Raw genomic sequence first — 25,183 nt, forward strand, 5'->3', positions numbered from 1 at the left:
GTAATAAATACAAATAAACATCAAATTAATAACATTAAAAACACAAATTGAATTTACAACCCCCTCTGTGGCACGTCAATAACCCCAAAATAGAACAACGGTAACAATAATTAATCGAAATTGAGATGAGTCTCCCATTTTCCAGCCAGTTGACTTATTTCTCCTCGATTCTAAGGCACCATTTTCTGCGATATGCCGAACAGTAACGCAGTTTATATCGCGATAATTCCGCCAGCACATCTGGCGTTGATCTTTTTCTTTCATTTATCGCGAATATGGTATAATCCTCTGAAAGCCCCCATCGCTTATAGATAGCCTGCCTTCATGACCATCCCCTACGCGACCCCGCTTTTAATGTAAAAATTATGTCAATTGTCGTATTCACCAAAACAATAGTTGACCACCGGTGTCTGAAGAAATGTATCGCTATCGAGTTACATCCATATGCGTTACAAACCCGCACTTAACGCATAACGATAGAGTTCATATGATAAAGCCGCAGAAATTCCATATCTCACTGCTCCACCCGCGCTACTGGCTGACCTGGTTTGGCCTGGGGGTATTATTTCTGTTAGTCCAACTCCCCTACCCGCTGTTAAACAAGTTAGGAATTTGGTTGGGGCGTACCTCAATGCGCTTCCTGAAACGGCGGGTATCTATCGCCCGGCGCAATCTGGAGCTTTGTTTCCCTGATATGGATAAGCAGACTCTTGAACGGACTATCGTCGGTAATTTTGAATCCTTAGGCATGGGGTTGCTGGAAACCGGCATGGCCTGGTTTTGGCCCGATGCGCGCATTAAGCGCTGGTTTACCGTGACGGGTCTGGATAACCTGAAAAAAGCGCAGCAAGGACAGCGCGGCGTACTGGTGATTGGCGTCCATTTTATGTCGCTGGAACTTGGCGGCCGCGTAATGGGGCAATGCCAGCCAATGATGGCGATGTATCGCCCGCATAACAATAAAGTGATGGAATTGGTGCAGACCTGGGGCCGTATGCGCTCGAATAAGGCCATGCTGGACCGTAAAGATCTTCGTGGCATGGTGCAGGCATTGAAAAAAGGTGAAGCTGTGTGGTTTGCACCGGATCAGGATTACGGCCCACGTGGCAGTGTGTTTGCACCACTGTTCGCCGTCAATCAGGCCGCGACCACCAGTGGCACTTTTATGTTGGCCCGGCTAGCCAAACCGGCACTGTTGCCATTGGTTTTACTGCGTAAAACAGATGGTAGCGGCTATGACTTGCTGATCCAGCCGGCATTAGAAGACTATCCGCTTGATGATGAGATAGCGGCCGCCAGCTATATGAACAAAGTTATCGAAAAAGAGATCATGCGCGCACCTGAGCAATATCTGTGGCTACACCGCCGCTTTAAAACCCGCCCAGCCGGTGCGCCATCGCTGTATTAAGCATCAACAAGATCTGTCATAAAAACCCGGCCTATGTCGGGTTTTTTATTAGCTAACATCCACTCAATATCGCGAAGCTATAACTGCGCTTCAGCTTCATCGGGATCATCTATCGCATCGTCTGGTGTGATAAGCGCACGCCCCGGCAACGTTTTGCATGCAGGCCCACCGGTAGGGGGGGCTGTAGTGGGATAACTCTCCTGCGGCGAGACATAAACTGGCGTGGTTGCCACGAAGCCATCACTGAATGTGGCCTCGATAAAGGTCGCCTGCCAACCGGTAGCTGGCGTGCTAAGTGCAACTTCAAGGGTATTACCCGGGGCCACGGCCAACGGAAATGCGCTATATCTTATATCGCACGCATAGCGGAAATCGCGAGCATCGGGGTTAGCTGCGGTCCATAACAGCACCTTTTCTGGCGTCTCTGACAGACTAACCGTGACGGTTTGCACCTTATCTTTCATTGCCAGAGTGGTATTCAACTGCGGCATCGGTGTGGCTTGCCGTAAACGGTTAACAAAGGTGATCAACGACTGTTCGCTAAATGCTTTAATACCAGAGTGACTGGAGTTAGGTACAACCCGCAACGTTTTATCACCGGGTAATTTGTCATAATAAAAATCCGTATTATCAGGCACGTAGAAATCATCACCACTGGCATTAATAATGTATTTCGCAATACTGAGCCGGGGTTGATACTCACTCGTCAGGTACTGTAGGGGATCAATAATCTGCATCAGTTTGGCAAAGCCGGGGGTACTCAGTTTCTTATCAATCTCTTCCTGATAGTAGGGGGTGAAGGCTATAGGCCAGTTGCCACCATAAGATTGATACATATGTTCCAATGCGGCGCGGGTATCCAGCAGATCAATCACAAAAGGCACAATAGCCTCCACACGTGAATCCGCAATTGCCGTCAGCCAACTGGTCCAGCCACGCTTGGATAAACCGGTGACAATAAAACTGTCTAAGGCTTTTTCCGGTAAGGCTTGCTGTGCCATGGTCATCGCCTGAGAAATCGCCGCCACCATCGGGACATGTAGCGGTAATATTGAACGGGCTTCTGGGGCATCTATAAATAAAGTCCAACTACGCGCAACACTATAATCTTCCTTACGCGGATTCCCATCTTGTTGATATTCAAGGTACTGATTGGGAATGGTGCTAATGGCAATCACCACCGTGTCAGTTGAGCGGGCAATATTTTGCAAGGTCTCGATAGCAAAATCGCCAGGACCGGAGGGAGGAATGGTTTCAGTACCATAGTTGGTACCATTATTGATGACCACCAGCGCCTTGGTGGACGTGCTATTTTCGGGAATAAAGATCTCCACTTCATGCTGCCATGCAGCAGGGGAGACTAAGCTCTCCGGCGACCAATTCTGCGAGGTCAGTTGGTAACGGCGCCACTCCAACCCCGGCAGGTTTTCCTGACTGAGCAAGTTATAGATAAGGGGTTCTGCGGCCAGCTTTTCTCTGTAACAAGACAGAACCTGAGTAAAATCGGTATCACTGCATTTTGCAGTTTCAACATTCACCTGTGCCAGACAACTGGCGGTAAACAGCAATGGCAGCCCGCACATCAGGGCGGTTAAATAACGAGGCATAATCCCTATCCTTCTCTCTAATGTGTTTACGTTAAAACACTCCCAAGAGGATTAGATAACGGATCAGAGATTTAAAAAATCCGAATTTCACCTGTCTATGCCGCTTTTTATGTTATTACATTGACGAAATGTATACCTCAGTCTGGTTCAATTACTCTTATCTCTCGTTCATCGCTGTATATAAGAATTTTCTGCACTAAAAAGTATCAATCCGCCGTTAAATGCGCCATTTAAGTGCATCCTACCCGGTCAGAAATTACCTACAAAGAGTTAACGCTAAGTAATTACTCATATCATCAATGAAATGCAACTCTGGCATCCCATTTGCTAATACCAAACTGGCTACACGCCAACAGACAGCGACGGTGCATCACTGGTGCGCTACAAAATTAAAATAGGCTCGACTTTGCCTCACAGGACGCTTTCATGAAGAAAATAATGATTTCAACACTGGTTGCCGCCGCCTCATTAGTGGCATTAGCGGGTCAGGCCCACGCGGGCACTACTTTGGATGCGGTGAAGAAAAAAGGTTTTGTACAATGTGGTATCAGTGATGGGTTGCCCGGTTTCTCCTATGCAGATGCCAGCGGCAAGTTCTCTGGTCTGGATGTCGATGTCTGCCGTGGCGTAGCTGCTGCCATCTTTGGTGATGCAGAAAAAGTAAAATACACCCCGCTGACCGCAAAAGAGCGTTTTACCGCCCTGCAATCGGGTGAAGTTGATATTTTGTCACGTAACACCACCTGGACTTCATCCCGTGATGCTGGCATGGGGATGTTATTTACCGGAGTGAACTATTACGACGGTATCGGCTTCCTGACCCACAATAAAGCGGGGCTGAAAAGCGCCAAAGAGCTGGACGGGGCGACGGTGTGTATTCAGGCCGGTACAGATACTGAGTTGAACGTCGCTGATTACTTTAAAGCCAATAAAATGCAATACACTCCAGTTACCTTCGACCGTTCTGACGAAAGTGCCAAGGCATTGGATTCCGGGCGCTGTGACACATTGGCCTCTGACCAATCACAACTGTACGCACTGCGTATCAAATTAGGTAAACCAGACGAATTTATCGTATTACCGGAAGTTATCTCTAAAGAACCACTGGGACCGGTTGTGCGCCGGGGTGATGAGGACTGGTTCGCCATCGTGCGCTGGACACTGTTTGCCATGTTAAATGCTGAAGAGATGGGTGTGACGTCGAAAAACGTCGAAGCACTGGCAGCAAAACCAACCACACCGGATATGGCCCATCTGTTAGGTCAGGAAGGCAACTATGGTAAAGATCTGAAAGTGCCTAACGATTGGGTGGTTAAAATCGTGAAACAAGTGGGTAACTACGGCGAAAGCTTCGACCGTAACGTCGGTTTGGGCAGTGAGCTGAAAATAAAACGCGGCCAGAATGCGCTGTGGAACAATGGCGGTCTCCAGTACGCGCCTCCGGTTCGCTGATTACTGATTACCTCTCCGGCAGGCCCGCCCTGCCGGATGTATTATCCAGACCGAGGCCCACACTATGTCACAACGCCCAACCGTCAAAGGTGCCTTTTCGCTGACCAATCCAGCGGTACGCGCCTGGTTGTATCAAATTATCGCGCTATTGATACTGATCGGATGCGGTGCGTATCTTTTCCATAACACCATTACCAACCTGTCGACCCGGGGCATCACCTCCGGCTTTGCTTTCCTGAATAACAGCGCCGGTTTTGGTATTGTTCAGCATCTTATCGATTATGAGCAAGGTGATACCTACGGCCGGGTGTTTTTGGTCGGGTTATTCAATACCTTGCTGGTATCAGTATTATGTATTTTCTTTGCGTCGATCCTCGGGTTCTTCCTTGGGCTGGCGCGTTTATCTGATAACTGGCTGTTACGCAAACTGTCCACTATCTATATCGAGACATTCCGTAATATCCCGCCCTTGCTGCAAATCTTCTTCTGGTATTTCGCGGTATTACGCAATCTACCGGGGCCACGACAGAGTCTGGATGCCTTCGGTGTGGCTTTTCTCAGCAACCGTGGCTTGTATCTGCCATCACCGGAGTTTGCTGCCGGTTTTATACCCGCCATACTCGCTGTGCTGCTGGCCGTTGTTATCACCGTGGCGCTGTATCGCTATAACCATTTCCGTCAGTTACATACCGGTCAGTTTCACCGCACCTGGCCGATGGCCTTACTACTGTTGATGGCTCTACCAGCAGCGGCCCATTTTCTGTATGGCTCGGCACTGCATTGGGATCTACCGCAGTTACGCGGCTTTAACTTTAAAGGTGGCCTGGTTCTTATCCCTGAATTGGCGGCCTTGACCTTGGCACTGTCAGTTTATACCTCGACCTTTATTGCTGAGGTGATTCGTTCAGGCATTCAGTCCGTGCCCTATGGTCAGCATGAAGCAGCCCGTTCACTGGCGCTGCCCAACACCGTCACCTTGCGTCAGGTTATTCTGCCACAGGCGTTACGGGTCATCATTCCGCCACTCACCAGTCAATACCTGAACATCGTCAAAAACTCCTCACTGGCAGCCGCTATCGGCTATCCAGATATGGTGTCGTTGTTTGCCGGCACAGTGCTGAACCAGACTGGTCAGGCGATAGAAACCATCGCCATTACCATGTCAGTCTATTTGGTTATTAGCCTATCCATTTCATTTTTAATGAATCTCTACAACCGGCGGATCGCGCTGGTAGAGCGCTAAGGGAAGCGAATGACGATGACACTAACCCGTGAACCACCCAGCACAGTACGGCCGGGCAACCCGTTAAGCCGGATGGTGTTTTGGGCGAGAAAGAATTTGTTTTCCAGTTGGACTAATAGTCTGCTGACGCTGCTGTGCCTGTGGCTGATGTGGCAATTGATCCCGCCATTACTGAATTGGACTATTTTTAACGCCAACTGGCTAGGTACATCGCGCACTGATTGTACCCGTGAGGGTGCCTGCTGGGTGTTTATTCATGCGCGCTTTGGCCAATTTATGTATGGCCTTTATCCCATTGAGCAGCGCTGGCGCATCAACACCACCTTGATCATCGGATTGCTGACGCTCATTCCATTGTTCTGGCGCGCTATGCCACATCGAGGCCGCTATTTGGCGGTGTGGATGGTGGCGTACCCACTGCTGGTGTGGTTGATGTTATATGGCGGTTTCCTCGGGTTAACCCGGGTTGAGACCCGCCAGTGGGGCGGCCTGACACTGACGCTGATCATTGCCGCAGTAGGTATTGCCGGTGCGCTACCGCTGGGGATTTTATTGGCCTTGGCCCGCCGTTCGAGTATGCCAGTGGTGCGTATTCTGTCAGTGGTATTTATCGAGTTCTGGCGCGGGGTGCCGCTAATCACCGTGCTGTTTATGTCCTCGGTGATGTTGCCGCTGTTTATGACCGAAGGCACCAGCATCGACAAACTGATCCGTGCCTTGGTCGGGGTGGTATTGTTCCAATCGGCCTATGTGGCAGAAGTGGTGCGCGGCGGGTTACAGGCCTTGCCCAGAGGACAGACCGAAGCCGCCGAGTCACTGGGGCTGGGCTATTGGAAAACCCAAGGGCTGGTCATTTTGCCACAAGCCCTGAAGATGGTGATCCCCGGGTTGGTAAACACCATTATCGCCCTGTTTAAAGATACCAGTCTGGTTATCATCATTGGTCTGTTTGATTTGTTCAGCAGCGTGCAACAAGCCACCGTCGACCCTGCCTGGTTGGGGATGTCGACCGAAGGCTATGTCTTTGCCGCCGCTGTCTATTGGATTTTCTGTTTCAGCATGTCGCGCTACAGCCAGCATCTGGAAAAGCGCTTTCACACCGGACGTTCCACACATTGAGGCATAACATGAGCGACAATCAGCCAACTCCAGGTGATAAAATGATGATTACGCTGGAAAACGTCAATAAGTGGTACGGGCAGTTCCACGTATTGAAAGATATCAATTTACATGTGCGCCCTGGCGAACGCATCGTACTTTGCGGTCCTTCTGGCTCAGGTAAATCTACCACTATCCGCTGCATCAACCATCTGGAAGAGCATCAGCAGGGGAAAATCATGGTGGATGGCATCGAACTTAACGATGACCTGCGCAATATTGAACGGGTACGTACCGAGGTCGGCATGGTGTTCCAACACTTCAATCTGTTCCCGCACTTAACGGTGATGCAAAACTGCACGCTGGCGCCAAGCTGGGTACGTAAGATGCCAAAGAAAGAGGCCGACGAATTGGCAATGCATTATTTAGAACGAGTGCGGATTGCAGAGCACGCCCATAAGTTCCCCGGCCAACTTTCCGGTGGCCAGCAGCAGCGGGTGGCAATCGCCCGTTCGCTGTGTATGAAACCCAAAATCATGCTATTTGATGAACCAACCTCGGCGCTGGACCCTGAGATGGTGAAAGAAGTGCTGGATACCATGATCAGTCTGGCAAATGAAGGCATGACCATGTTGTGTGTAACCCACGAGATGGGTTTTGCCCGTACCGTTGCCGATCGGATTATTTTTATGGACCGTGGGGAGATAGTGGAACAAGCACCACCCGCCGAATTCTTTTCTAACCCGAAATCAGAGCGCACCCAGGCGTTTCTGGCGCAGGTTATTCATTAACTGATTCATTACTTTGGGTTTTCCATTGCGTACTTGCGGGTGAGGGTGTCCTCACCCTTTTTATAAACCGGCCACCGAACGGCAGCCGGATTTAAGAAGCGTTAACCTTCTTTTTCGATCAGCAGCGCTTCCAGCAAATCCAAATCATGCAGCAGTTTTTGCAGCGTTTCATTGCTGATTTTCTGCGTCGCACGCAGGTGATACAGTTCCCCACGCTCGGCTCGTAATGCGGTTAAACGAAAACGCCGCTCCAGATTCTCAACCAGCAAGGTGTTCTCAATTTCATCCTTACTGCCGGTACGCCGTCGCAATGTCCCGATAACTCGTGAACTGATCTCTTTTAGCAACTCTGGGTCAATATTCTCCTCGCTGCTGGCTGCCAGCCGCTCTTCCATTTTATTCAGGCTAACAATTGCCACCTCGGCAGTCGCCGCCCGGGCGAAACGCACTTCTTCACGGCTGGCACTTTTATCTGCTACCACCACACCACGCAGCAATGGCGGCAAAGCAATCACCCCGATAATAACCGACAGCAGAATCACACCGGTGGCGATAAATACCAACTGGTAACGGGATGGGAAGGCTGAACCATCGCTGAGGAATAACGGAATAGAGAGGACACCGGCAAGAGTAATCGCTCCCCGTACCCCTGCGAATGACGCCACCCACAGTTCACGTGTGGTGTAATTGCCAAACTCCAGTGGCCGTTTGGTCAGGATGCGTTTACTGATTTTCTTCATCGACCATAGCCAGCTAAAGCGCAGTACCAACAACGCACCATAAATAATGGCAACATCTGCGAAGAGGTTCCAGGTTTGAATGGTTGGGTCCAGTTCAGCCTGTATGATTGATGTTTCCAAAATCCCCGGTAATTGCAGCCCCAACAGGATGAACACCATGCCGTTAAACACAAACTCCAGCATCGACCACACGCTGTCGGCACGTAACCGCATCGTCAATGGCGCATTACGGATAACCCCGGACTGACTGATGGTCATCCCTGCCGCCACTGCGGCCAGAATGCCGGAGACGCCAATATGCTCAGCAATCAGATAAGAAGCGAACGGCAACAGCAGCAGTAAGACAATTTGTGTTGCCGGATCATCACCACTCCAGCGGCTCATCAGGCGCAGTGACTTACTGTATAGCCAGGTTACCGCCACACCAGCCAGCAGGCCACCAATCGCCACTTTTAGGAACTCAAGTGTGGCACCAGACACGGTAAAGACCATCGTCCCCATTGCAACCGCAATGGCAAACTTTAGCGCAACCAGACCAGAGGCATCATTCATCAACGCCTCCCCTTCTAATACGCCCATAATCGATTTAGGTATGCGCCCTTTCCCCACAATGCCGGATAATGCCACAGCATCGGTTGGCGACAATACCGCCGCCAGTGCAAACGCGGCTACCAGCGGAATACCCGGCACCATCCAGTAAATCAGATAGCCGATACCCACCACGGTGACCAGCACCAATGCCAGCGCCAGACCAAATATCTCCCGCCCATGGTGAATAAACTCTCGTGTCGGTGTTTTCCAGCCGTCGGCAAAGAGCAGCGGTGGAATAAACAGTACCAGGAATAATTCCGGGTCAAAATCGACATGCAAACCAAAGTGGGGAAAGGCCAACAAGGCACCACAGACAATCTGCATCAGAGGAAGGGGGATTTGAAACGGCAACATCCGAGTGACAACGCCGGAAAGCGACACCACCAGAATCAGGATGAGGATTGTAAAAAAGATTTCCATGCTTTCCTTAGACTCAACTCAACACAACTCAATATAAGATTTAACCTCACCCGCCCGTAGACAGGGCCGGAGTTTAGCTTTTGATAGTAGATCACTTTTTTGTTAAACGGGGAAAAAACCTGTAACTGATGGCAGGAAAAAACAAAGAAAATAGGGTTATTAAAAACCGCTGTGGCATCGGGGACAGCGTCACCCCGATGCCAGCAAAAACTCATCGCTTAGATTGCCCAGCCACCCGCATAGAATGCCACTAACGCGATAGCGATAATCACAGTACCGACATTCAGTTTACGCCATTCACCGGAACAGATACGGCCAATAACCAGCGAGCTGAAGCCCAACATAATACCGGTGACGATATTACAAGTCAGCACGATAAACACGGCACAGAGCAGGCCAGACATCGCATCAACAAAGTCTTCGAAATCCAGTTTGGATACGTTGCTCAACATCAGCAACCCTACATACATCAGAGCCGGTGCCGTCGCATAAGCCGGAACCAAATAGGATAGTGGCGACAGGAACAGCATCAGCAGGAACAAAATACCTACCACGGTGGCGGTCAAACCGGTTTTACCACCAGCGGCAGTACCGGCGGCAGATTCGATATAAACCGCCGCAGGCGCAGCGCCCACCAAACCAGCAAAAATGCTGCTGACGGAGTCAGATGTCAGAGCTTTACCGCCGCTGATGATCTGGCCGTCTTTATCCAACAAATTAGCCTGACCCGCTACCGCGCGGATAGTCCCGGTGGCATCAAATACGGCAGTCATCACTAATGCCAATACACTTGGCAGCACCACAGGTTTCAATGCACCCATGATATCAAGGCTGAAAATCAATGAATTGCCGTTAGCATCCGCCAGGCTTGGCATCGCAAACAGCCCTTGATAGGTCACACTCGGATCAAAAATCAGGCCGATAACCGAGATGGCGATGATCACCAGCAGAATGCCACCCGGTACTCGCAGTTTTTCCAGACCGAAAATCACCGCCAGCCCCAGCAAAGTCATCATGACCGGGAAAGAGGTAAATGCACCCAGTGCAACCGGTAAACCTTCAATCGGGTTTTTGATAACCAGGCCGACACCGTTTGCTGCAATCAGCAACAGGAACAAGCCGATACCGATACCGGTACCATGTGCCACGCCCATCGGCAAATTACGCAATATCCATGAACGGATACCGGTCACAGAGATAATAGTGAACAGCACCCCCATCAGGAATACTGCCCCCAATGCCACAGGAATACTGATGTGTTGCCCCAGCACCAAGCTGAATGCCGTAAACGCTGTCAGTGATATGGCGCAACCAATCGCCATCGGCAAGTTGGCCCACAACCCCATCAACAAAGAACCAAGACCGGCAACCAGACAGGTTGCCACAAACACCGCTGTTGGTGGGAAACCCGCTTTGCCAAGCATACTTGGTACAACAATGACCGAGTAGACCATGGCGAGAAAGGTTGTCAGGCCAGCCAGCACTTCCTGGCGTACATTACTGCCGCGTTCACTAAGCTTGAAAAATGCATCAAGCGAACCTTTTGGCGTTACTGCCCGGTTCACTTGAGGGTTGGTGCTAGACATGGTTATGTCCCCTGTGTGTCATTTTAAAGTAGTCAGCAAGTCAGGCGCCCTTCCCTACGTAATCGTTTCCGTTTTTGCCGATTAACTCGACAACGCCTCCAACATCTTCATGGTGGAGAAAATAGCAAACGATTAGCTGGAAGCACGCATGACTGAAAAAAAATCGAAGGAAAGAATCCCCCCGCAATAAGCGTATTGGAAGGCAAACGATTATCTAGCTATTGGCAGCGACTAATCAACACCAGATAGCGACATTTATTGCATTTTTTTACATTAATTTGTCGGGGAGCATTAATTTGACGGGAAACAAAAGTGTGAGTAGCCTCACACTCATTTACTTTGCGTGGCAATGATGCCGAATCATCGGTTATCAGCCTTCCAGTTTGTAAGCTCCGCCCTTCTCAATCGCCTGTTGGTAGGCTGGGCGCTGATGAATACGCACTAAGAAATCTTGCAGTTTCGGGAACCCCTCAAGACCACCACGGGTGTTGATTGCCTCGATAGGAAAACTCATCTGAATATCCGCCGCGCTGAAATCACTGCCAGCAAACCACTGATTATTCGTCAAATGCTGTTCCAGATAATCGCGGTGAGTAGCAATTTGCTTATTCAGATAACTTTTCTGTACGCCATCACCCAGAGCCTTGGCAACCGGGCGAATAATCCACGGCACTGGCGGCCCACCCAATCGGCTAAAGATAAGTTTCATCACCAGCAAGGGCATCAATGAGCCTTCGGCATAGTGCATCCAGTAACGGAACTGTTGACGATCATAGTGACCGGTGGGCTTAAATAGCCCCTGTGCATCATAGGTTTCCTGTAAATACTCAATAATGGCACCAGACTCCGCCAAGGTGAGATCACCATCAGTAATCACCGGTGATTTTCCCAATGGATGGATTTTTTTCAATTCTGGTGGTGCCAGTAAGCTGCCGGGGTCGCGCTGATAGCGCTTCAACTCATAAGGAACTTGCAGTTCCTCCAGCATCCACAAGATACGTTGTGAACGTGAATTATTCAGATGGTGAACCGTGACCATGACCAAGCTCCATATGATGAACATCAGAGTATTGATTATAGTGATAAAATCATTTTTTGGTTTGCAAAGCTGCCAACACCGATTTTAAGAAAGCAAAAACAGAGATATCGAGGTATAAAAATCTCATCCCTCAGGCGCGGCTTAAAACCAACAAAAAGCCCTGTCGAGACAGGGCTTTATTTTCCTAATCAGCACTGTTGTGCTTAAAAAACAGCGCCATCAGAACGGGATATCATCATCGAAATCCATTGGTGGCTCATTGCCGCCTTGTGGTTGTGCTGCTGGTGCAGACTGGGCCGGACGTGAAGTCTGACCGCCGCTGAACTGGTTACCACCTTGTGGCTGCTGAGGTTGACCCCAACCGCCTTGCGCCCCGCCGTCTTGTGGTGCACCACCACCTGCCGGAGCACCGCCGCCCTGACGGCCACCCAGCATTTGCATGGTGCCGCCCACATTAACCACAACTTCTGTGGTGTATTTCTCAACACCAGCCTGATCTGTCCATTTACGGGTTTGCAGTGCGCCTTCAATATAAACCTGAGAGCCTTTACGCAGATATTCACCCGCCACTTCTGCCAGTTTGCCGAACAACACCACACGGTGCCATTCAGTTTTTTCTTTCTGCTCGCCGGTGGCTTTATCACGCCAGCTTTCGGAAGTGGCCAGGGTGATATTGGCAACAGCTCCGCCGTTTGGCATGTAGCGGACTTCCGGGTCTTGGCCCAAATTCCCGACCAAAATCACTTTGTTTACGCCTCTGCTGGCCATGTGAACTCTCCTGATGAAGTAAATTTTGTACAGTACATGCTCTAAATAATTCGAGTTGCAGGAAGGCGGCAAACGAGATAATCCCGATGAGCTTACTGTCGTAAGTGATTCGGGTTATTAAGTGTAGCTAACGCACATGCAACTTGAAGTATGACGAGTATAAGCGAGTAAGTTTAACACGCTAGCAGGTAAACGGCACAGTAGATCATAACTGCGAAATGTGTTGCAGTTTTATCATGACATCTGCCTTAATTGCACTCGAATACTGGATATCCATTCAGGTTTTTTTGTGTCATAATTATCCGTTTCGTACTGGCTGTGTCCTTTTTTGACGTTGCAAAATGCGTCTATACATTACTCAAAGTAATTGGAGTTGCAGGTAGGCGGCGAGCGAGTCCCTATGAGCTTACAGCCAGTAAGTGATTAGGGTGAGTGAACGCAGCCAACAACCCTGCGGCTTCAAGTACGAAGAGTAAAAAAGGGCACGGGAGAGGCTCAGTTTACATCCGGGAAGTGTTTGAATGGATAATATAGAAGTTCGGGGCGCTCGCACCCATAATCTTAAGAATATCAACCTGATTATCCCGCGCGACAAACTGATCGTGGTCACCGGTCTATCGGGTTCAGGCAAATCCTCACTGGCTTTTGATACCTTGTATGCCGAGGGGCAACGCCGTTATGTTGAGTCTCTTTCCGCCTATGCGCGCCAATTTCTATCGCTGATGGAAAAACCGGATGTCGACCATATTGAAGGTCTGTCACCGGCAATCTCTATTGAGCAAAAATCAACTTCGCATAACCCACGTTCGACTGTGGGTACCATCACTGAAATCCATGATTATCTGCGTTTGCTGTTCGCCCGTGTCGGTGAACCACGCTGCCCAGATCACGATGTTACGCTAGCCGCGCAAACCGTCAGTCAGATGGTGGATAACGTCATCAGTCAGCCGGAAGGCCGCCGCTTGATGTTACTGGCTCCGGTGGTAAAAGATCGCAAAGGCGAACATACCAAAACGCTGGAAGGTCTGGCTATGCAGGGCTATATCCGGGCGCGGATCGATGGCGAGGTGTGTGATCTGTCTGATCCACCGAAATTAGAACTGCAAAAAAAACATACCATTGAAGTGGTGGTCGATCGCTTCAAAGTGCGTGAAGATCTGGCTCAGCGTCTGGCTGAATCATTTGAAACGGCACTGGAGCTTTCTGGTGGTACTGCCGTCGTTGCCGATATGGACGACCCTCACGCCGAAGAGTTGCTGTTCTCCGCCAACTTTGCCTGCCCGATTTGCGGCTACAGTATGAGTGAGTTGGAACCACGCCTGTTCTCCTTTAACAACCCGGCGGGCGCCTGCCCAACTTGTGACGGCTTAGGGGTACAGCAGTTCTTTGATCCAGACCGTGTATTACAGAATCCAGAGCTGTCGCTGGCGGGTGGTGCCATCCGTGGTTGGGATCGCCGCAACTTCTATTACTTCCAGATGCTGCGTTCACTGGCAGATCATTATAAGTTTGATATCGAAACGCCATTTAACTCGCTCGATAGTGCGATACAGCACGCCGTTTTATACGGTTCTGGCAAAGATACCATTGAATTCAAATACATTAACGATCGGGGTGATACCACCGTTCGCCGCCACCCATTTGAAGGGGTGTTGCACAATATGGAACGTCGCTATAAAGAGACGGAATCCAGTGCAGTACGTGAGGAACTGGCCAAATATATTAGCAATCGCTCCTGTGCTTCATGCCACGGTACTCGCTTGCGCCGCGAAGCGCGTTATGTGTTTGTCGAAAACACCACTTTGCCCGAGATTTCTGAACTGAGCATCGGCCACGCACTGACCTTCTTCCAAAACATGAAACTAAGTGGTCAGCGGGCGCAAATTGCTGAGAAAGTACTGAAAGAGATTGGCGATCGGCTGAAGTTCCTGGTTAACGTCGGGCTGAATTATCTGTCGTTGTCCCGTTCGGCGGAAACACTGTCTGGTGGTGAAGCGCAACGTATCCGTTTGGCCAGTCAAATTGGCGCCGGCTTGGTGGGTGTCATGTATGTACTGGATGAACCGTCCATCGGCTTGCACCAACGTGATAATGAACGGTTGCTGGAAACGTTGATTCATCTGCGCAATCTGGGTAACACCGTGATTGTAGTGGAACATGATGAAGACGCTATCCGCGCAGCCGACCATGTGATTGATATTGGCCCGGGTGCGGGTGTGCATGGTGGTGAGGTGGTGGCCGAAGGGACCGTTGAGGACATCATGGCTGAGCCTAAGTCACTGACCGGTCAGTTCCTTAGCGGCAAACGAGAAATCGCCATACCTGCGCAACGCGTGCCGGGGGACCCAACCAAAGTGTTAAAACTGATTGGTGCCAGCGGCAATAACCTGAAAGATGTCACGCTGACCCTGCCGGTCGGGCTGTTTAGCTGTATTACCGGGGTTTCTGGCTCAGGTAAGTCAACGCTTATCAACGACACCTTATATTGTATCGCCCAGCGCCAGTTGAACGGCGCGACCAGCAACGAACCGGCGCCATTCCGTGAAATTCAAGGCTTGGAGCATTTCGATAAAGTCATCGATATTGACCAAAGCCCGATTGGCCGGACGCCACGCTCTAACCCGGCGACCTATACCGGTATCTTTACCCCCATTCGTGAGCTGTTTGCCGGTGTTCCTGAATCACGTACCCGTGGTTATACGCCAGGCCGTTTCAGCTTTAACGTCAAAGGGGGTCGTTGCGAGGCCTGCCAGGGCGACGGGGTGATTAAAGTCGAAATGCATTTCCTGCCCGATATCTATGTGCCATGCGACCAGTGTAAAGGTAAGCGTTATAACCGTGAAACGCTGGAAGTAAAATACAAAGGTAAAAGTATCCACGAAGTGCTGGCGATGACTATCGAAGAGGCTCGCGAGTTCTTTGATGCGGTTCCGGCACTGGCGCGTAAGCTGCAAACACTGATAGATGTGGGCCTGTCCTATATCTGTCTGGGGCAATCTGCGACTACGCTGTCGGGTGGTGAAGCGCAACGGGTGAAACTGTCGCGTGAACTATCAAAACGCGGCACCGGTCAGACGCTCTATATTCTGGACGAGCCGACTACCGGTCTGCATTTTGCTGATATTCAGCAACTGCTGGCGGTGTTGCATCAGCTGCGCGATCAGGGCAATACCATTGTGGTCATTGAGCACAATCTGGATGTGATTAAGACTGCTGATTGGATTGTCGATCTGGGGCCAGAAGGCGGTAGTGGCGGTGGCGAGATTCTGGTCGCCGGTACACCAGAGACTGTTGCAGAATGCGCCGCGTCACATACCGCACGCTTCCTCAAGCCAATGCTGCAGCGTAAGTAGAGCATCAAATAATCTATCAGCATCCAAAATCATTGGAGCTGCAGGTTGGCAACCCGTGAACAACAAATCAGCCAGGCCCAAGGATGGGCCAAATAATGAACCTGGCTAACAACCCTGCAACTCCAAGTACCAAGGGGGTATCAAACAGCCAGCTCCTGTCGCCTATGTTCCGGTAACCCCTGCAATACCAATTGATAAGAGCGGTCAATTAACGAGTAAAATTGTGAGTTCGGTAATTGTCCATCCAGAAACACCGTGTTCCAGTGCGCTTTATTCAAGTGTTCACTCGGCACGATCTCCGGATGTTGCTCTCGCAAACTCTCCGCCAACTCAGGGCTGGTTTTTACCGAAATAGAGGGCCGCCCACCAATTTCACCCACCATCGCAAACATCACATCGGCTACTTTAATCTGATTGGTCTGCCATTCCTCATGATCACTCTGCTCTGCCCCCGGTTTAGACATGCAGTATTCCAATAATGCTGAATTATTCATTGGGTTATCTCCTGTAATGGGCCAGTGCCGTCTAGCGAAAGGGCCTCATAGCGTATTCATTCCATCGGATACAGCAACATGCTGAAGTATTAGCTTGCACTTATAACAGAAGATTTACTGTGAGCGATGAATGATCATTGGGCATGGGTCTGCCACCTTATTTAGTATATTCTTTAATCGATTTACAGCCATTGGCGGAGGGCTAACCAGACAGGTTATGTGGATAAGTGACGGAAAGATGGTGGAAAAAATAAAACAAAAAGGCGATATTTCTATCGCCTTAAACAGTTCGTCGTCTCAGATAACGCGGATCTCTAATTACTGTACTGCCGCAAACGCAGCTGCTACCCGCTGAACATTGCTGTGGTTGACGCCTGCCATACACATCCTGCCGCTGGCAATCAGATACACGCCAAACTCGTCACGCAGACGGTCCACTTGAGCGGCACTAAAACCGGTATAGCTGAACATGCCACGCTGTTGCAGTAAGTAATCAAAATTGCGATTGGGTAGTGCTGCCTTCAAGGCTTCCACCAACGTGCTGCGCATTTCAATAATACGCCGACGCATCTGCTCCACTTCAGCCTGCCATTGCGCCCGTAACTCGCTGTCATGCAGTACTTTTGAAACAACCTGTGCACCAAAGTTTGGCGGGCTGGAATAGTTACGCCGCACCGTGGCTTTCAGTTGCCCCAATACCCGACCAGCAGCTTCTTCACTTTCACATACCACGGAAAGGCCACCGACCCGTTCGTTATACAGAGAGAAGATTTTAGAGAAGGAGTTACTGACCAGACAGGGTAACTCCGCTGCCGCCATGGCTCGAATCGCATAAGCATCTTCATTCAACCCAGCACCAAAACCCTGATAGGCAATATCCAGGAACGGGATCAGATCCCGGTCTTTAGCCACGCCAATAACCTGATCCCACTGTGCATTCGTCAGATCAGATCCGGTTGGGTTATGGCAGCAAGGATGGAGCAAAACAATGCTTCTGGCTGGTAACTGCTGCAACGTTGCCAGCATTTGATCGAATTTTACGCCCAACTTGTCATTATCAAAGTACGGGTAGGTATTCACCTTAAACCCCGCGCCACTGAAAATAGCGACATGGTTTTCCCACGTAGGGTCACTGACCCACACCTGAGAATCTGGGAAATAGGAATGAAGGAAATCAGCACCCACTTTCAATGCACCGGAGCCACCGACAGTTTGGATAGTCGCTACTCGTTGCTGAGCCAGCATAGGGTGATCGCTGCCAAATAGTAGCTGCAAAATAGCAGTACGATAAGATTGCAGACCTTCCATCGGCAAGTAAACCGGTGTCCCATGTGGCTGAGCATTCAATTGGGTTTCAGCGGTATCCACTGCCTGCATTTGCGGGATCTCACCCTGCTCATTGTAATAAAGCCCGATACTCAGATTCACTTTATGTGCCCGGCTATCGGCTTTAAAACTCTCCATCAATGACAGGATCGGGTCACCTGCATAGGCATCAACATTTTGGAACACGGCGCTGCTCTCCTGGATTGATAATAATTGTCTATACCTTGATTAGTCAGCTTACCTTATTCCCCTAAATATTCCATCGCTACTCGGGAGGTCAGCTTGGTGATCAATTCATAGGCACTGATACCGGTGTAAGCAGCGATCTTCTCAACCGGTAAATCCGCGCCCCACAACAGCACTTCATCACCGACTTTGTCGCTGCTATCTGGCCCAAGATCAACTGAAATCATGTCCATCGATACCCGCCCCACAATGTGCACTTCGCGGCCATTGACCCACATCGGCGTACCCGATGGTGCGCTGCGCGGATAACCATCACCGTAACCAATCGCCACCACACCCAGGCGTGTATCACGTTCACTGACCCAAGTACCGCCATAGCCCACTGGCTCACCGGCTTTATGTTCACGTACAGCAATCAGGCTGGATTTTAATGCCATCGCTGGCAGTAGACCAAAATGGCTGGCATAAGGTTCATCCAGCGGCGAGACGCCATACAGTATGATACCGGGACGAACCCAATCACGATGCGCTTGCGGCCATAGCAAAATACCGCCAGATGCAGCAATAGACTGTTTACCCGGTTTGCCAATAGCAAAGGCGTCAAAACACGCCAGTTGCTGGCGGGTAGTATCCACTTCAGGTTCGTCGGCACGACTGAAGTGGCTCATAATATTAACTGGCTGACTAACGTTGCCGCAAGCACATAGCCGCTGGTAGAAGGCTTCGGCCTGCTCAGGACGGACGCCTAAACGATGCATACCGGTATCGAGCTTCATCCAGACATTGATCGGAGCAGGGAGATTGGCCGCTTCCAGCGCTTCTAATTGTTCAATACTGTGTACTGCGGTTTCAATCCGGTTAGCCACCAGAATAGGCAAGTCCTCTGCGGTAAAAAACCCTTCCAGCAGTAGAATAGGTTTTACAATTCCGCCAGAACGTAGCATCAGAGCTTCGCCGATGCGCGCGACGCCATAGCAATCGGCATCCTGCAAAGTATGTGCTGTTTCTAATAACCCGTGGCCATAAGCGTTTGCTTTCACAACAGCAATCAGGCGGCTTTGTGGCGCCATGCGCCGTACCTGATGCAAGTTATGTCGCAGAGCGCGGCGGTCGATTACTGCTGTTGCCGCTTTCATTTCTTATCCTTAATAATTGATGTTATACCCAAAGAACCTGATGTTGCAGGTCGCCTGCCAGCGAGGGTTCCGCGTGAGTCATCGCCGCTAACAACCCTGCAGCGTCAAGGACTAAGGGGAAACTATTCGTCGTCGTACTGTGGACCGGCATAGTTATCAAAGCGCGACCATTGACCGTTAAATTTCAGCCGGACAGATCCGATCGGACCGTTACGCTGTTTACCCAAAATAATCTGCGCGATCCCTTTCTCATCACTGTTCTCGTGATACACCTCGTCACGATAGATAAACATGATTAAGTCCGCATCTTGTTCGATAGAGCCGGATTCACGTAAGTCGGAGTTAACTGGCCGTTTATCAGCACGTTGCTCCAAACTACGGTTAAGCTGTGATAACGCCACTACCGGGACTTGCAACTCTTTCGCCAGTGCTTTGAGTGAGCGCGAAATCTCGGCGATTTCCAACGTTCGGTTATCTGAAAGAGACGGTACCCGCATCAATTGCAGGTAGTCGATCATAATCAGACTCAAACCACCATGTTCGCGGAAAATACGCCGCGCGCGGGAGCGCACTTCTGTCGGTGTCAGACCGGATGAGTCATCGATGTACATATTGCGTTTTTCCATCAATATACCCATGGTGCTGGAAATACGCGCCCAATCCTCATCATCGAGTTGGCCGGTTCGGATACGGGTCTGGTCAACATGTGACAGCGACGCCAGCATACGCATCATGATCTGATCGCCGGGCATCTCCAAACTAAAGATCAATACCGGTTTTTCCTGCATCATCGCGGCGTTTTCACACAAGTTCATCGCAAACGTGGTTTTACCCATTGATGGACGTGCGGCGACAATGATCAAATCTGATTTCTGTAATCCGGCGGTTTTTTTATCAAGGTCGGTAAAGCCGGTTGAAACACCGGTCACCCCATCATGGGGCCGCTGATAAAGTTGCTCAATTCGCGCGACCGTGGCTTCGAGGATTTGATCGACACTTTTCGGCCCTTCATCTTTACTGGCACGGCTTTCAGCTATCTGAAACACTTTGGATTCAGCCAAATCCAGCAGATCTTCACTGCTACGCCCTTGGGGATCATAACCGGCGTCAGCTATCTCATTGGCGACCGAGATCATTTCACGAACTACCGCACGTTCGCGCACGATATCAGCATAGGCACCAATATTCGCCGCACTTGGGGTGTTTTTCGATAACTCTGCCAGATAGGCAAATCCCCCCACCGAATCCAGATCGCCTTTTTGCTCTAGCGACTCAGATAAGGTGATCAAATCGATCGGTTTGCTGTTTTCCAGCAAACGCTGCATTTCAGTAAAGATTCGGCGATGCGGGCGGCTGAAGAAGTCATTGCTGGCAACGCGTTCTGACACATTATCCCAGCGTTCATTATCCAGCATCAAACCGCCCAACACGGACTGCTCTGCCTCCAGCGAATGAGGCGGGAGTTTCAGCCCTTCCATCTGGCGGTCTCGTGGCTCTGTCATATTGTTGGTTGGTTTTTTTGCGGCCATGAAGAGTGTTCTTTACCTTTGTTGCGATAGGAAAATATCGAATAGAAAATATAACGGCCTAGTATATACACAAAGTAATTGGAGTTGCAGGTAGACCGCAAATGAATGGAGCTGATGAGTTCAGAAAGTTCGGTGATGAGGAAAAAAATGCCGCTCACATTGCAGTACCGTCTTATTCGCAGAGGTAATAATATTCCCTATTACATATCGGTATTAGCCAGATCTTGGCACTCCGAGCAGAACCCTGTAGGGTGAAAATACACCTATCTATAGGAGCTACCATGGCAAAGCATATCCAATTCAGTACCACTGGCGGGCCGGAAGTGTTGCAATACCTTGACTTCACCCCTTCTGACCCTGCAGCACATGAAGTTCAGGTAGAAAACAAAGCGATCGGTATTAACTATATCGATACTTATGTTCGCAGTGGGCTTTATTCACCATCACTGTTTCCTAGTGGGTTGGGAACAGAGGCGGCGGGGATTGTCACCAAAGTTGGTTCGTCGGTTAACACAATCAACGTCGGTGACCGGGTGGTATATGCCCAATCAGCTCTCGGGGCTTACAGCGAAGTGCATAATGTTGCGGCAGAGAAGATTGCCATACTTCCTGACAACATCTCTTTCGAGCAGGCCGCAGCATCATTCCTCAAAGGGCTGACCGTCCACTATCTGTTGCGCCAAACCCACGAGATAAAACCGGGTGAGGTATTCCTATTCCATGCGGCGGCGGGTGGTGTCGGGCTAATTGCTTGCCAGTGGGCGAAAGCGCTTGGTGCTAAGCTTATCGGCAGTGTTGGCTCTGATGAAAAGGCCGAATTGGCAAAAGCCGCTGGCGCCTGGGCCACGATTAACTATCGTACAGAAAATATCGCCGAGCGGGTGGCAGAGCTGACGAATGGCGAGAAAGTGGGTGTGGTGTATGACTCGGTTGGGAAAAGTACCTGGCTGGATTCGCTTAATAGCCTTAAGCGCAGAGGCTTGATGGTGAGTTTCGGTAATGCCTCCGGCCCAGTGACAGGAGTAGATCTTGCCATCCTGAACCAAAAAGGCGGGCTATATGTTACTCGCCCCTCCCTCAACACTTATGTCACCAATCGGCAAGAGTTAGCAAGTGCCAGCCACGAACTGTTTTCACTGATTGCTGGCGGAGCCATTAATGTCGATGTGGCAAAAGCACAGCAATTCCCGTTGCGTGATGCTCACCGTGCCCATCAAATCCTAGAAAGCCGCCAGACCACAGGATCCAGCTTGCTGATACCCTGAGTTATTTGGCCATTCCTAAGGTAATATTGTTGAAAAAACAAAGGGCTCCGATTAGGGAGCCCTTCTTTACAACGCTTTCTTTGATGCACATGTAGGGGTACAGCAGCGTATTCTGTCAGAGCTAACTGCCGTTTATACGGCTATTTTTACCTCTGGCAGGGATGAAAATGCGATACCAAATCGTATCGGTTAGCATCCTAGCAAGCACGCCCGAGAAAAAATACGTTTTCCCTCTGATTCGCCCCACTAATCTTTCAGGCTGTGATCGCTACCGCAAGAAAGGGAAATTTTAGTAACGCCGGACTATCGGTTTCTGCATCGAACGCCATATCCAGACCGCCACAACCGCCAGAATCAACCAAGGTAGCAGCTTAATCATCATGACGAATAAGCCACCCACCATCATAAAAGCAGCAGCCACCAGCAATGCAGCGAAGATCCCTAACAGGGAAATACCGGTTACCATCAGCATGACAAAAAAGCCGATAACAAAGAGAATTTCAAACATGGCTGACTCCTTAATAAGGGTGTATGTCCCACAACCACATCATTAAATATAACGAACAAATCGGGGATTTTATAAGAAGTATTACAAGAAGCATGCCAACTTTAACATATCGGCTAATTCATTGAATTTACTGATTAAGTAATATTAATGCCTACCAAAAAAATGGATAGGCATGGTCAATTTGACTAACTTATAGCTAATTTACTATTCTATTATCCCCAAAGTAATTGGCGTCGCAGGTAGGCAGCAAGTGAACGCATCCCGATGAGCTTACACAGTCAAGTGATTTGGGTGACAAATCTGCCGGGAGCAGATTTGAACGCTGCTTGCAGCGGCCTCGCGATGCGAGGCCCACCGGATGGGCCGAGTAACTAGCGTAGCTAACAACCCTGCGACTTCAAGGACGAAGGGTATAAGGTCGAGTGACCAGCGCTAAGGCTTGCTCTACTACAGCAACGCCAGCACCAGGCTTATGGGCATTTTCGCTTAGATGACGACGCCATTGGCGCGCACCAGGAATTCCCTGAAAAATCCCAAGAATATGCCGGGTGATGTGGCCCAAATAAGCGCCGCGAGACAACTCCTGTTCGATATAAGGATAAAGCGCTTCAATCGCCTTAATGCTATCGACCACTGGGGCATTCACATCAAATAGTTCGCGATCCACTTGGGTCAAAATGCTTGGATTTTGGTAGGCTTCACGGCCCATCATTACCCCATCAAGATGTTTAAGATGCTCTTTGGCTTCAGCCAGCGTTTTCACACCACCATTAATGGCTATAGTCAGTGTTGGGAAATCACGCTTGAGCTGATAAACCCGCTCATAATCCAGCGGTGGCACTTCACGGTTCTCTTTCGGGCTAAGCCCTGAGAGCCAGGCTTTGCGAGCATGAATGGTAAAGATATCGCATTCGCCACGGTCCGCCACCGTTTGCACAAACTCGCACAAGAACTCATAGCTATCCAGTTGGTCAATGCCGATACGAGTTTTAACGGTGACAGGAATAGAAACCACATCGCGCATAGCTTTAATGCAGTCAGCGACCAGTTCAGCCTCACCCATCAGGCAAGCGCCAAAACGACCATTTTGTACCCGATCAGACGGGCAACCCACATTTAGGTTTATTTCATTGTAGCCGCGTTGTTCAGCCAATTTGGCACAATGCGCCAGCGCCTGCGGGTCACTGCCTCCAAGTTGCAGTGCCACCGGGTGATCCTGTTCGCTATAAGCCAGATAGTCAGCTTTACCATGAATAATGGCACCGGTGGTGACCATTTCGGTATATAACAAGGTCTGCTTGGTTAACAAACGATGAAAATAACGGCAATGACGATCGGTCCAATCGAGCATCGGCGCGACGGAAAAACGTTGTAGGGGATAATCGCCTTTAGAATCGGTCTTTACGCCTGTTATGGCTGAATTTGTGAATGTGTTATTTTCGTGCATTCTGGGTCATTTTGTCGTATTTTTTCTTTATCAGCACCCCATACAGCACCCCTAATACGTGGGGTGCTGAGATAGGACAAGGGAAAAGCATGGCCTACTATAGCATAGAAAAACGCCTTCGCGCCGATGGCACAGCCCGCTATCGCTGCACCGTTGGTGTAAAGGAAGGTGGTAAATACATCTATCGAGAGAACAGGACTTTTGGCAAACAGGCCCATGCTAAAACTTGGGGTGCTAACCGGGTGGCTGAATTAGAAGTTAATGGGGTGCCAAATATCAATGACGTTACTGGCATGACTGTTGGTCAGCTATTAAAGCGATATATTGCGGATCCTAATCTCGGTGGTAAAGCGGGGCGTACCAAAACCTATGTTTTAAACATGCTGGTAGATTGCGATATTGCTGCAATAAAACTGGCAGACCTTCAAACAAACCATGTTATTGAACACTGCCGGCATCGTGCAGGTGCAGGAGCTGGTCCATCAACCGTAGGCCATGATCTAAGCTATCTATCTTCTGTGCTGGCAGCAGCTAAACCTATCTTTGGGATTGATTACACCGATAATCCAGTAATCATCGCCAGGCCAATCCTCATCAATATGGGATTGGTTGGAAAGTCCCAGCGCCGATCGCGTAGACCTCTCACCACTGAAATTGAAAAACTGATTGAAGGGTTGAGAATTCGCTCAGCTAATGCCGGGGCAAAAATCCCTTACGAAGATATTCTTAACTTCTCAATTCTTTCATGTATGCGTATCGGTGAAGTATGTAGGATCAGGTGGGAAGATATAGACGAGAAACAAAAATCTGTTTTGGTCAGAGACAGGAAAGATCCTCGCAAGAAATCTGGCAACCATATGCAGGTTCCATTGCTCGGTGAGGCGTGGGATATCGTGCAGCGCCAGCCAAGAACGGAAACCTACATCTTCCCCTATAACTCAAACTCAGTAACAGCAGGCTTTCAGCGGGTACGTAATGATCTGGGTATTGAGGACTTACGGTATCACGATTTACGAAGGGAGGGGGCAAGCAGGCTATTTGAGGCGGGTTTCTCTATTGAAGAAGTAGCCCAGGTTACTGGACACCGATCACTTAATGTTCTTTGGCAAGTTTATACTGAGTTATATCCAAAGTCACTTCATGAAAAGTTCGAATCTTTGAAGAAGTAAATCCAACCTATAGGCAATATTTTTGAT

Annotated in this window: 19 protein-coding genes; 8 read left to right on the forward strand and 11 right to left on the reverse strand. The window is 49.7% G+C overall.

Translation table 11 applies throughout. From position 1 onward, the window contains the following. Positions 1-487 precede the first annotated feature (487 nt). On the forward strand, positions 488-1,408 hold the full coding sequence (gene lpxP, locus V2A85_RS10730) for a kdo(2)-lipid IV(A) palmitoleoyltransferase (protein WP_083162159.1): 921 nt from the start codon (positions 488-490) through the stop codon (positions 1,406-1,408). A 77-nt stretch (positions 1,409-1,485) separates the two neighbouring features. Here lpxP and V2A85_RS10735 read toward each other — a convergent pair whose 3' ends face one another. Continuing rightward, positions 1,486-3,015, reverse strand: coding sequence for a PhoPQ-activated pathogenicity-related family protein (locus V2A85_RS10735; protein ID WP_420071399.1), 1,530 nt, complete (start codon positions 3,013-3,015; stop codon positions 1,486-1,488). 426 nt (positions 3,016-3,441) lie between these two features. Here V2A85_RS10735 and V2A85_RS10740 point away from each other — a divergent pair, with 426 nt between their 5' ends. From V2A85_RS10740 to V2A85_RS10755, 4 genes are all read left to right on the forward strand, one after another. After that, positions 3,442-4,467, forward strand: a complete 1,026-nt coding sequence (locus V2A85_RS10740) for an amino acid ABC transporter substrate-binding protein (RefSeq protein WP_083162157.1) — start codon at positions 3,442-3,444, stop codon at positions 4,465-4,467. 64 nt (positions 4,468-4,531) lie between these two features. Further along, the gene (locus V2A85_RS10745) at positions 4,532-5,710 is read left to right on the forward strand and encodes an amino acid ABC transporter permease (protein WP_372560381.1); all 1,179 of its coding nucleotides are present in this window, start codon (positions 4,532-4,534) and stop codon (positions 5,708-5,710) included. Between the two features lie 15 nt (positions 5,711-5,725). Next, complete coding sequence (locus V2A85_RS10750; protein ID WP_420071407.1) at positions 5,726-6,829, forward strand: amino acid ABC transporter permease; 1,104 nt, start codon at positions 5,726-5,728, stop codon at positions 6,827-6,829. Between the two features lie 8 nt (positions 6,830-6,837). Further along, positions 6,838-7,599, forward strand: coding sequence for an amino acid ABC transporter ATP-binding protein (locus V2A85_RS10755; RefSeq protein WP_420071400.1), 762 nt, complete (start codon positions 6,838-6,840; stop codon positions 7,597-7,599). Positions 7,600-7,700: 101 nt separating this feature from the next. Here the strand turns inward: V2A85_RS10755 and V2A85_RS10760 are convergent, their stop codons facing one another. From V2A85_RS10760 to ssb1, 4 genes are all read right to left on the reverse strand, one after another. Further along, positions 7,701-9,350, reverse strand: a complete 1,650-nt coding sequence (locus tag V2A85_RS10760; protein ID WP_083162147.1) for a Na+/H+ antiporter — start codon at positions 9,348-9,350, stop codon at positions 7,701-7,703. Positions 9,351-9,568: 218 nt separating this feature from the next. Further along, complete coding sequence (locus V2A85_RS10765; RefSeq protein ID WP_372560378.1) at positions 9,569-10,936, reverse strand: NCS2 family permease; 1,368 nt, start codon at positions 10,934-10,936, stop codon at positions 9,569-9,571. Positions 10,937-11,306: 370 nt separating this feature from the next. Further along, positions 11,307-11,975, reverse strand: coding sequence for a glutathione S-transferase family protein (locus V2A85_RS10770; RefSeq protein ID WP_083162143.1), 669 nt, complete (start codon positions 11,973-11,975; stop codon positions 11,307-11,309). Between the two features lie 219 nt (positions 11,976-12,194). After that, positions 12,195-12,743, reverse strand: coding sequence for a single-stranded DNA-binding protein SSB1 (gene ssb1, locus V2A85_RS10775; protein WP_005165221.1), 549 nt, complete (start codon positions 12,741-12,743; stop codon positions 12,195-12,197). Between the two features lie 521 nt (positions 12,744-13,264). Here ssb1 and uvrA point away from each other — a divergent pair. Continuing rightward, on the forward strand, positions 13,265-16,096 hold the full coding sequence (gene uvrA / locus V2A85_RS10780) for an excinuclease ABC subunit UvrA (RefSeq protein ID WP_420071401.1): 2,832 nt from the start codon (positions 13,265-13,267) through the stop codon (positions 16,094-16,096). 140 nt (positions 16,097-16,236) lie between these two features. Here the strand turns inward: uvrA and V2A85_RS10785 are convergent, their stop codons facing one another. The 4 genes from V2A85_RS10785 to dnaB all read right to left on the reverse strand — a co-directional run bounded on the left by V2A85_RS10785 (position 16,237) and on the right by dnaB (position 20,767). Continuing rightward, on the reverse strand, positions 16,237-16,590 hold the full coding sequence (locus V2A85_RS10785; RefSeq protein ID WP_083162137.1) for an MmcQ/YjbR family DNA-binding protein: 354 nt from the start codon (positions 16,588-16,590) through the stop codon (positions 16,237-16,239). Between the two features lie 318 nt (positions 16,591-16,908). Next, a complete protein-coding gene (locus V2A85_RS10790; RefSeq protein WP_420071402.1) occupies positions 16,909-18,102 on the reverse strand; it encodes an amino acid aminotransferase in 1,194 nt (397 codons plus the stop codon). 56 nt (positions 18,103-18,158) lie between these two features. Continuing rightward, positions 18,159-19,238: an alanine racemase gene (gene alr / locus V2A85_RS10795; protein WP_083162133.1), complete on the reverse strand. Its 1,080-nt coding sequence runs from the start codon at positions 19,236-19,238 to the stop codon at positions 18,159-18,161. A 122-nt stretch (positions 19,239-19,360) separates the two neighbouring features. Beyond that, positions 19,361-20,767 carry a replicative DNA helicase gene (gene dnaB / locus V2A85_RS10800; RefSeq protein WP_005191462.1) on the reverse strand — a complete coding sequence of 469 codons (1,407 nt, stop codon included), beginning with the start codon at positions 20,765-20,767 and terminating at the stop codon, positions 19,361-19,363. Positions 20,768-21,048: 281 nt separating this feature from the next. Here dnaB and V2A85_RS10805 point away from each other — a divergent pair, with 281 nt between their 5' ends. Then, complete coding sequence (locus tag V2A85_RS10805) at positions 21,049-22,032, forward strand: quinone oxidoreductase (RefSeq protein WP_420071403.1); 984 nt, start codon at positions 21,049-21,051, stop codon at positions 22,030-22,032. A 289-nt stretch (positions 22,033-22,321) separates the two neighbouring features. On the opposite strand, the gene pspG is transcribed toward V2A85_RS10805, so the two are convergent. Together pspG and dusA are read right to left on the reverse strand one after the other, a co-directional pair. Continuing rightward, the gene (gene pspG / locus V2A85_RS10810) at positions 22,322-22,540 is read right to left on the reverse strand and encodes an envelope stress response protein PspG (protein WP_420071404.1); all 219 of its coding nucleotides are present in this window, start codon (positions 22,538-22,540) and stop codon (positions 22,322-22,324) included. 397 nt (positions 22,541-22,937) lie between these two features. After that, a complete protein-coding gene (dusA, locus tag V2A85_RS10815; RefSeq protein WP_420071405.1) occupies positions 22,938-23,987 on the reverse strand; it encodes a tRNA dihydrouridine(20/20a) synthase DusA in 1,050 nt (349 codons plus the stop codon). An 89-nt stretch (positions 23,988-24,076) separates the two neighbouring features. Here dusA and V2A85_RS10820 point away from each other — a divergent pair, with 89 nt between their 5' ends. Beyond that, the gene (locus tag V2A85_RS10820) at positions 24,077-25,156 is read left to right on the forward strand and encodes a tyrosine-type recombinase/integrase (RefSeq protein ID WP_420071406.1); all 1,080 of its coding nucleotides are present in this window, start codon (positions 24,077-24,079) and stop codon (positions 25,154-25,156) included. Positions 25,157-25,183: the final 27 nt, after the last annotated feature.

The sequence above is a fragment of the Yersinia sp. 1252 StPb PI genome (genome assembly GCF_048593885.1).
In the GTDB taxonomy this organism is placed as follows: Bacteria; Pseudomonadota; Gammaproteobacteria; order Enterobacterales; family Enterobacteriaceae; genus Yersinia; species Yersinia enterocolitica_E.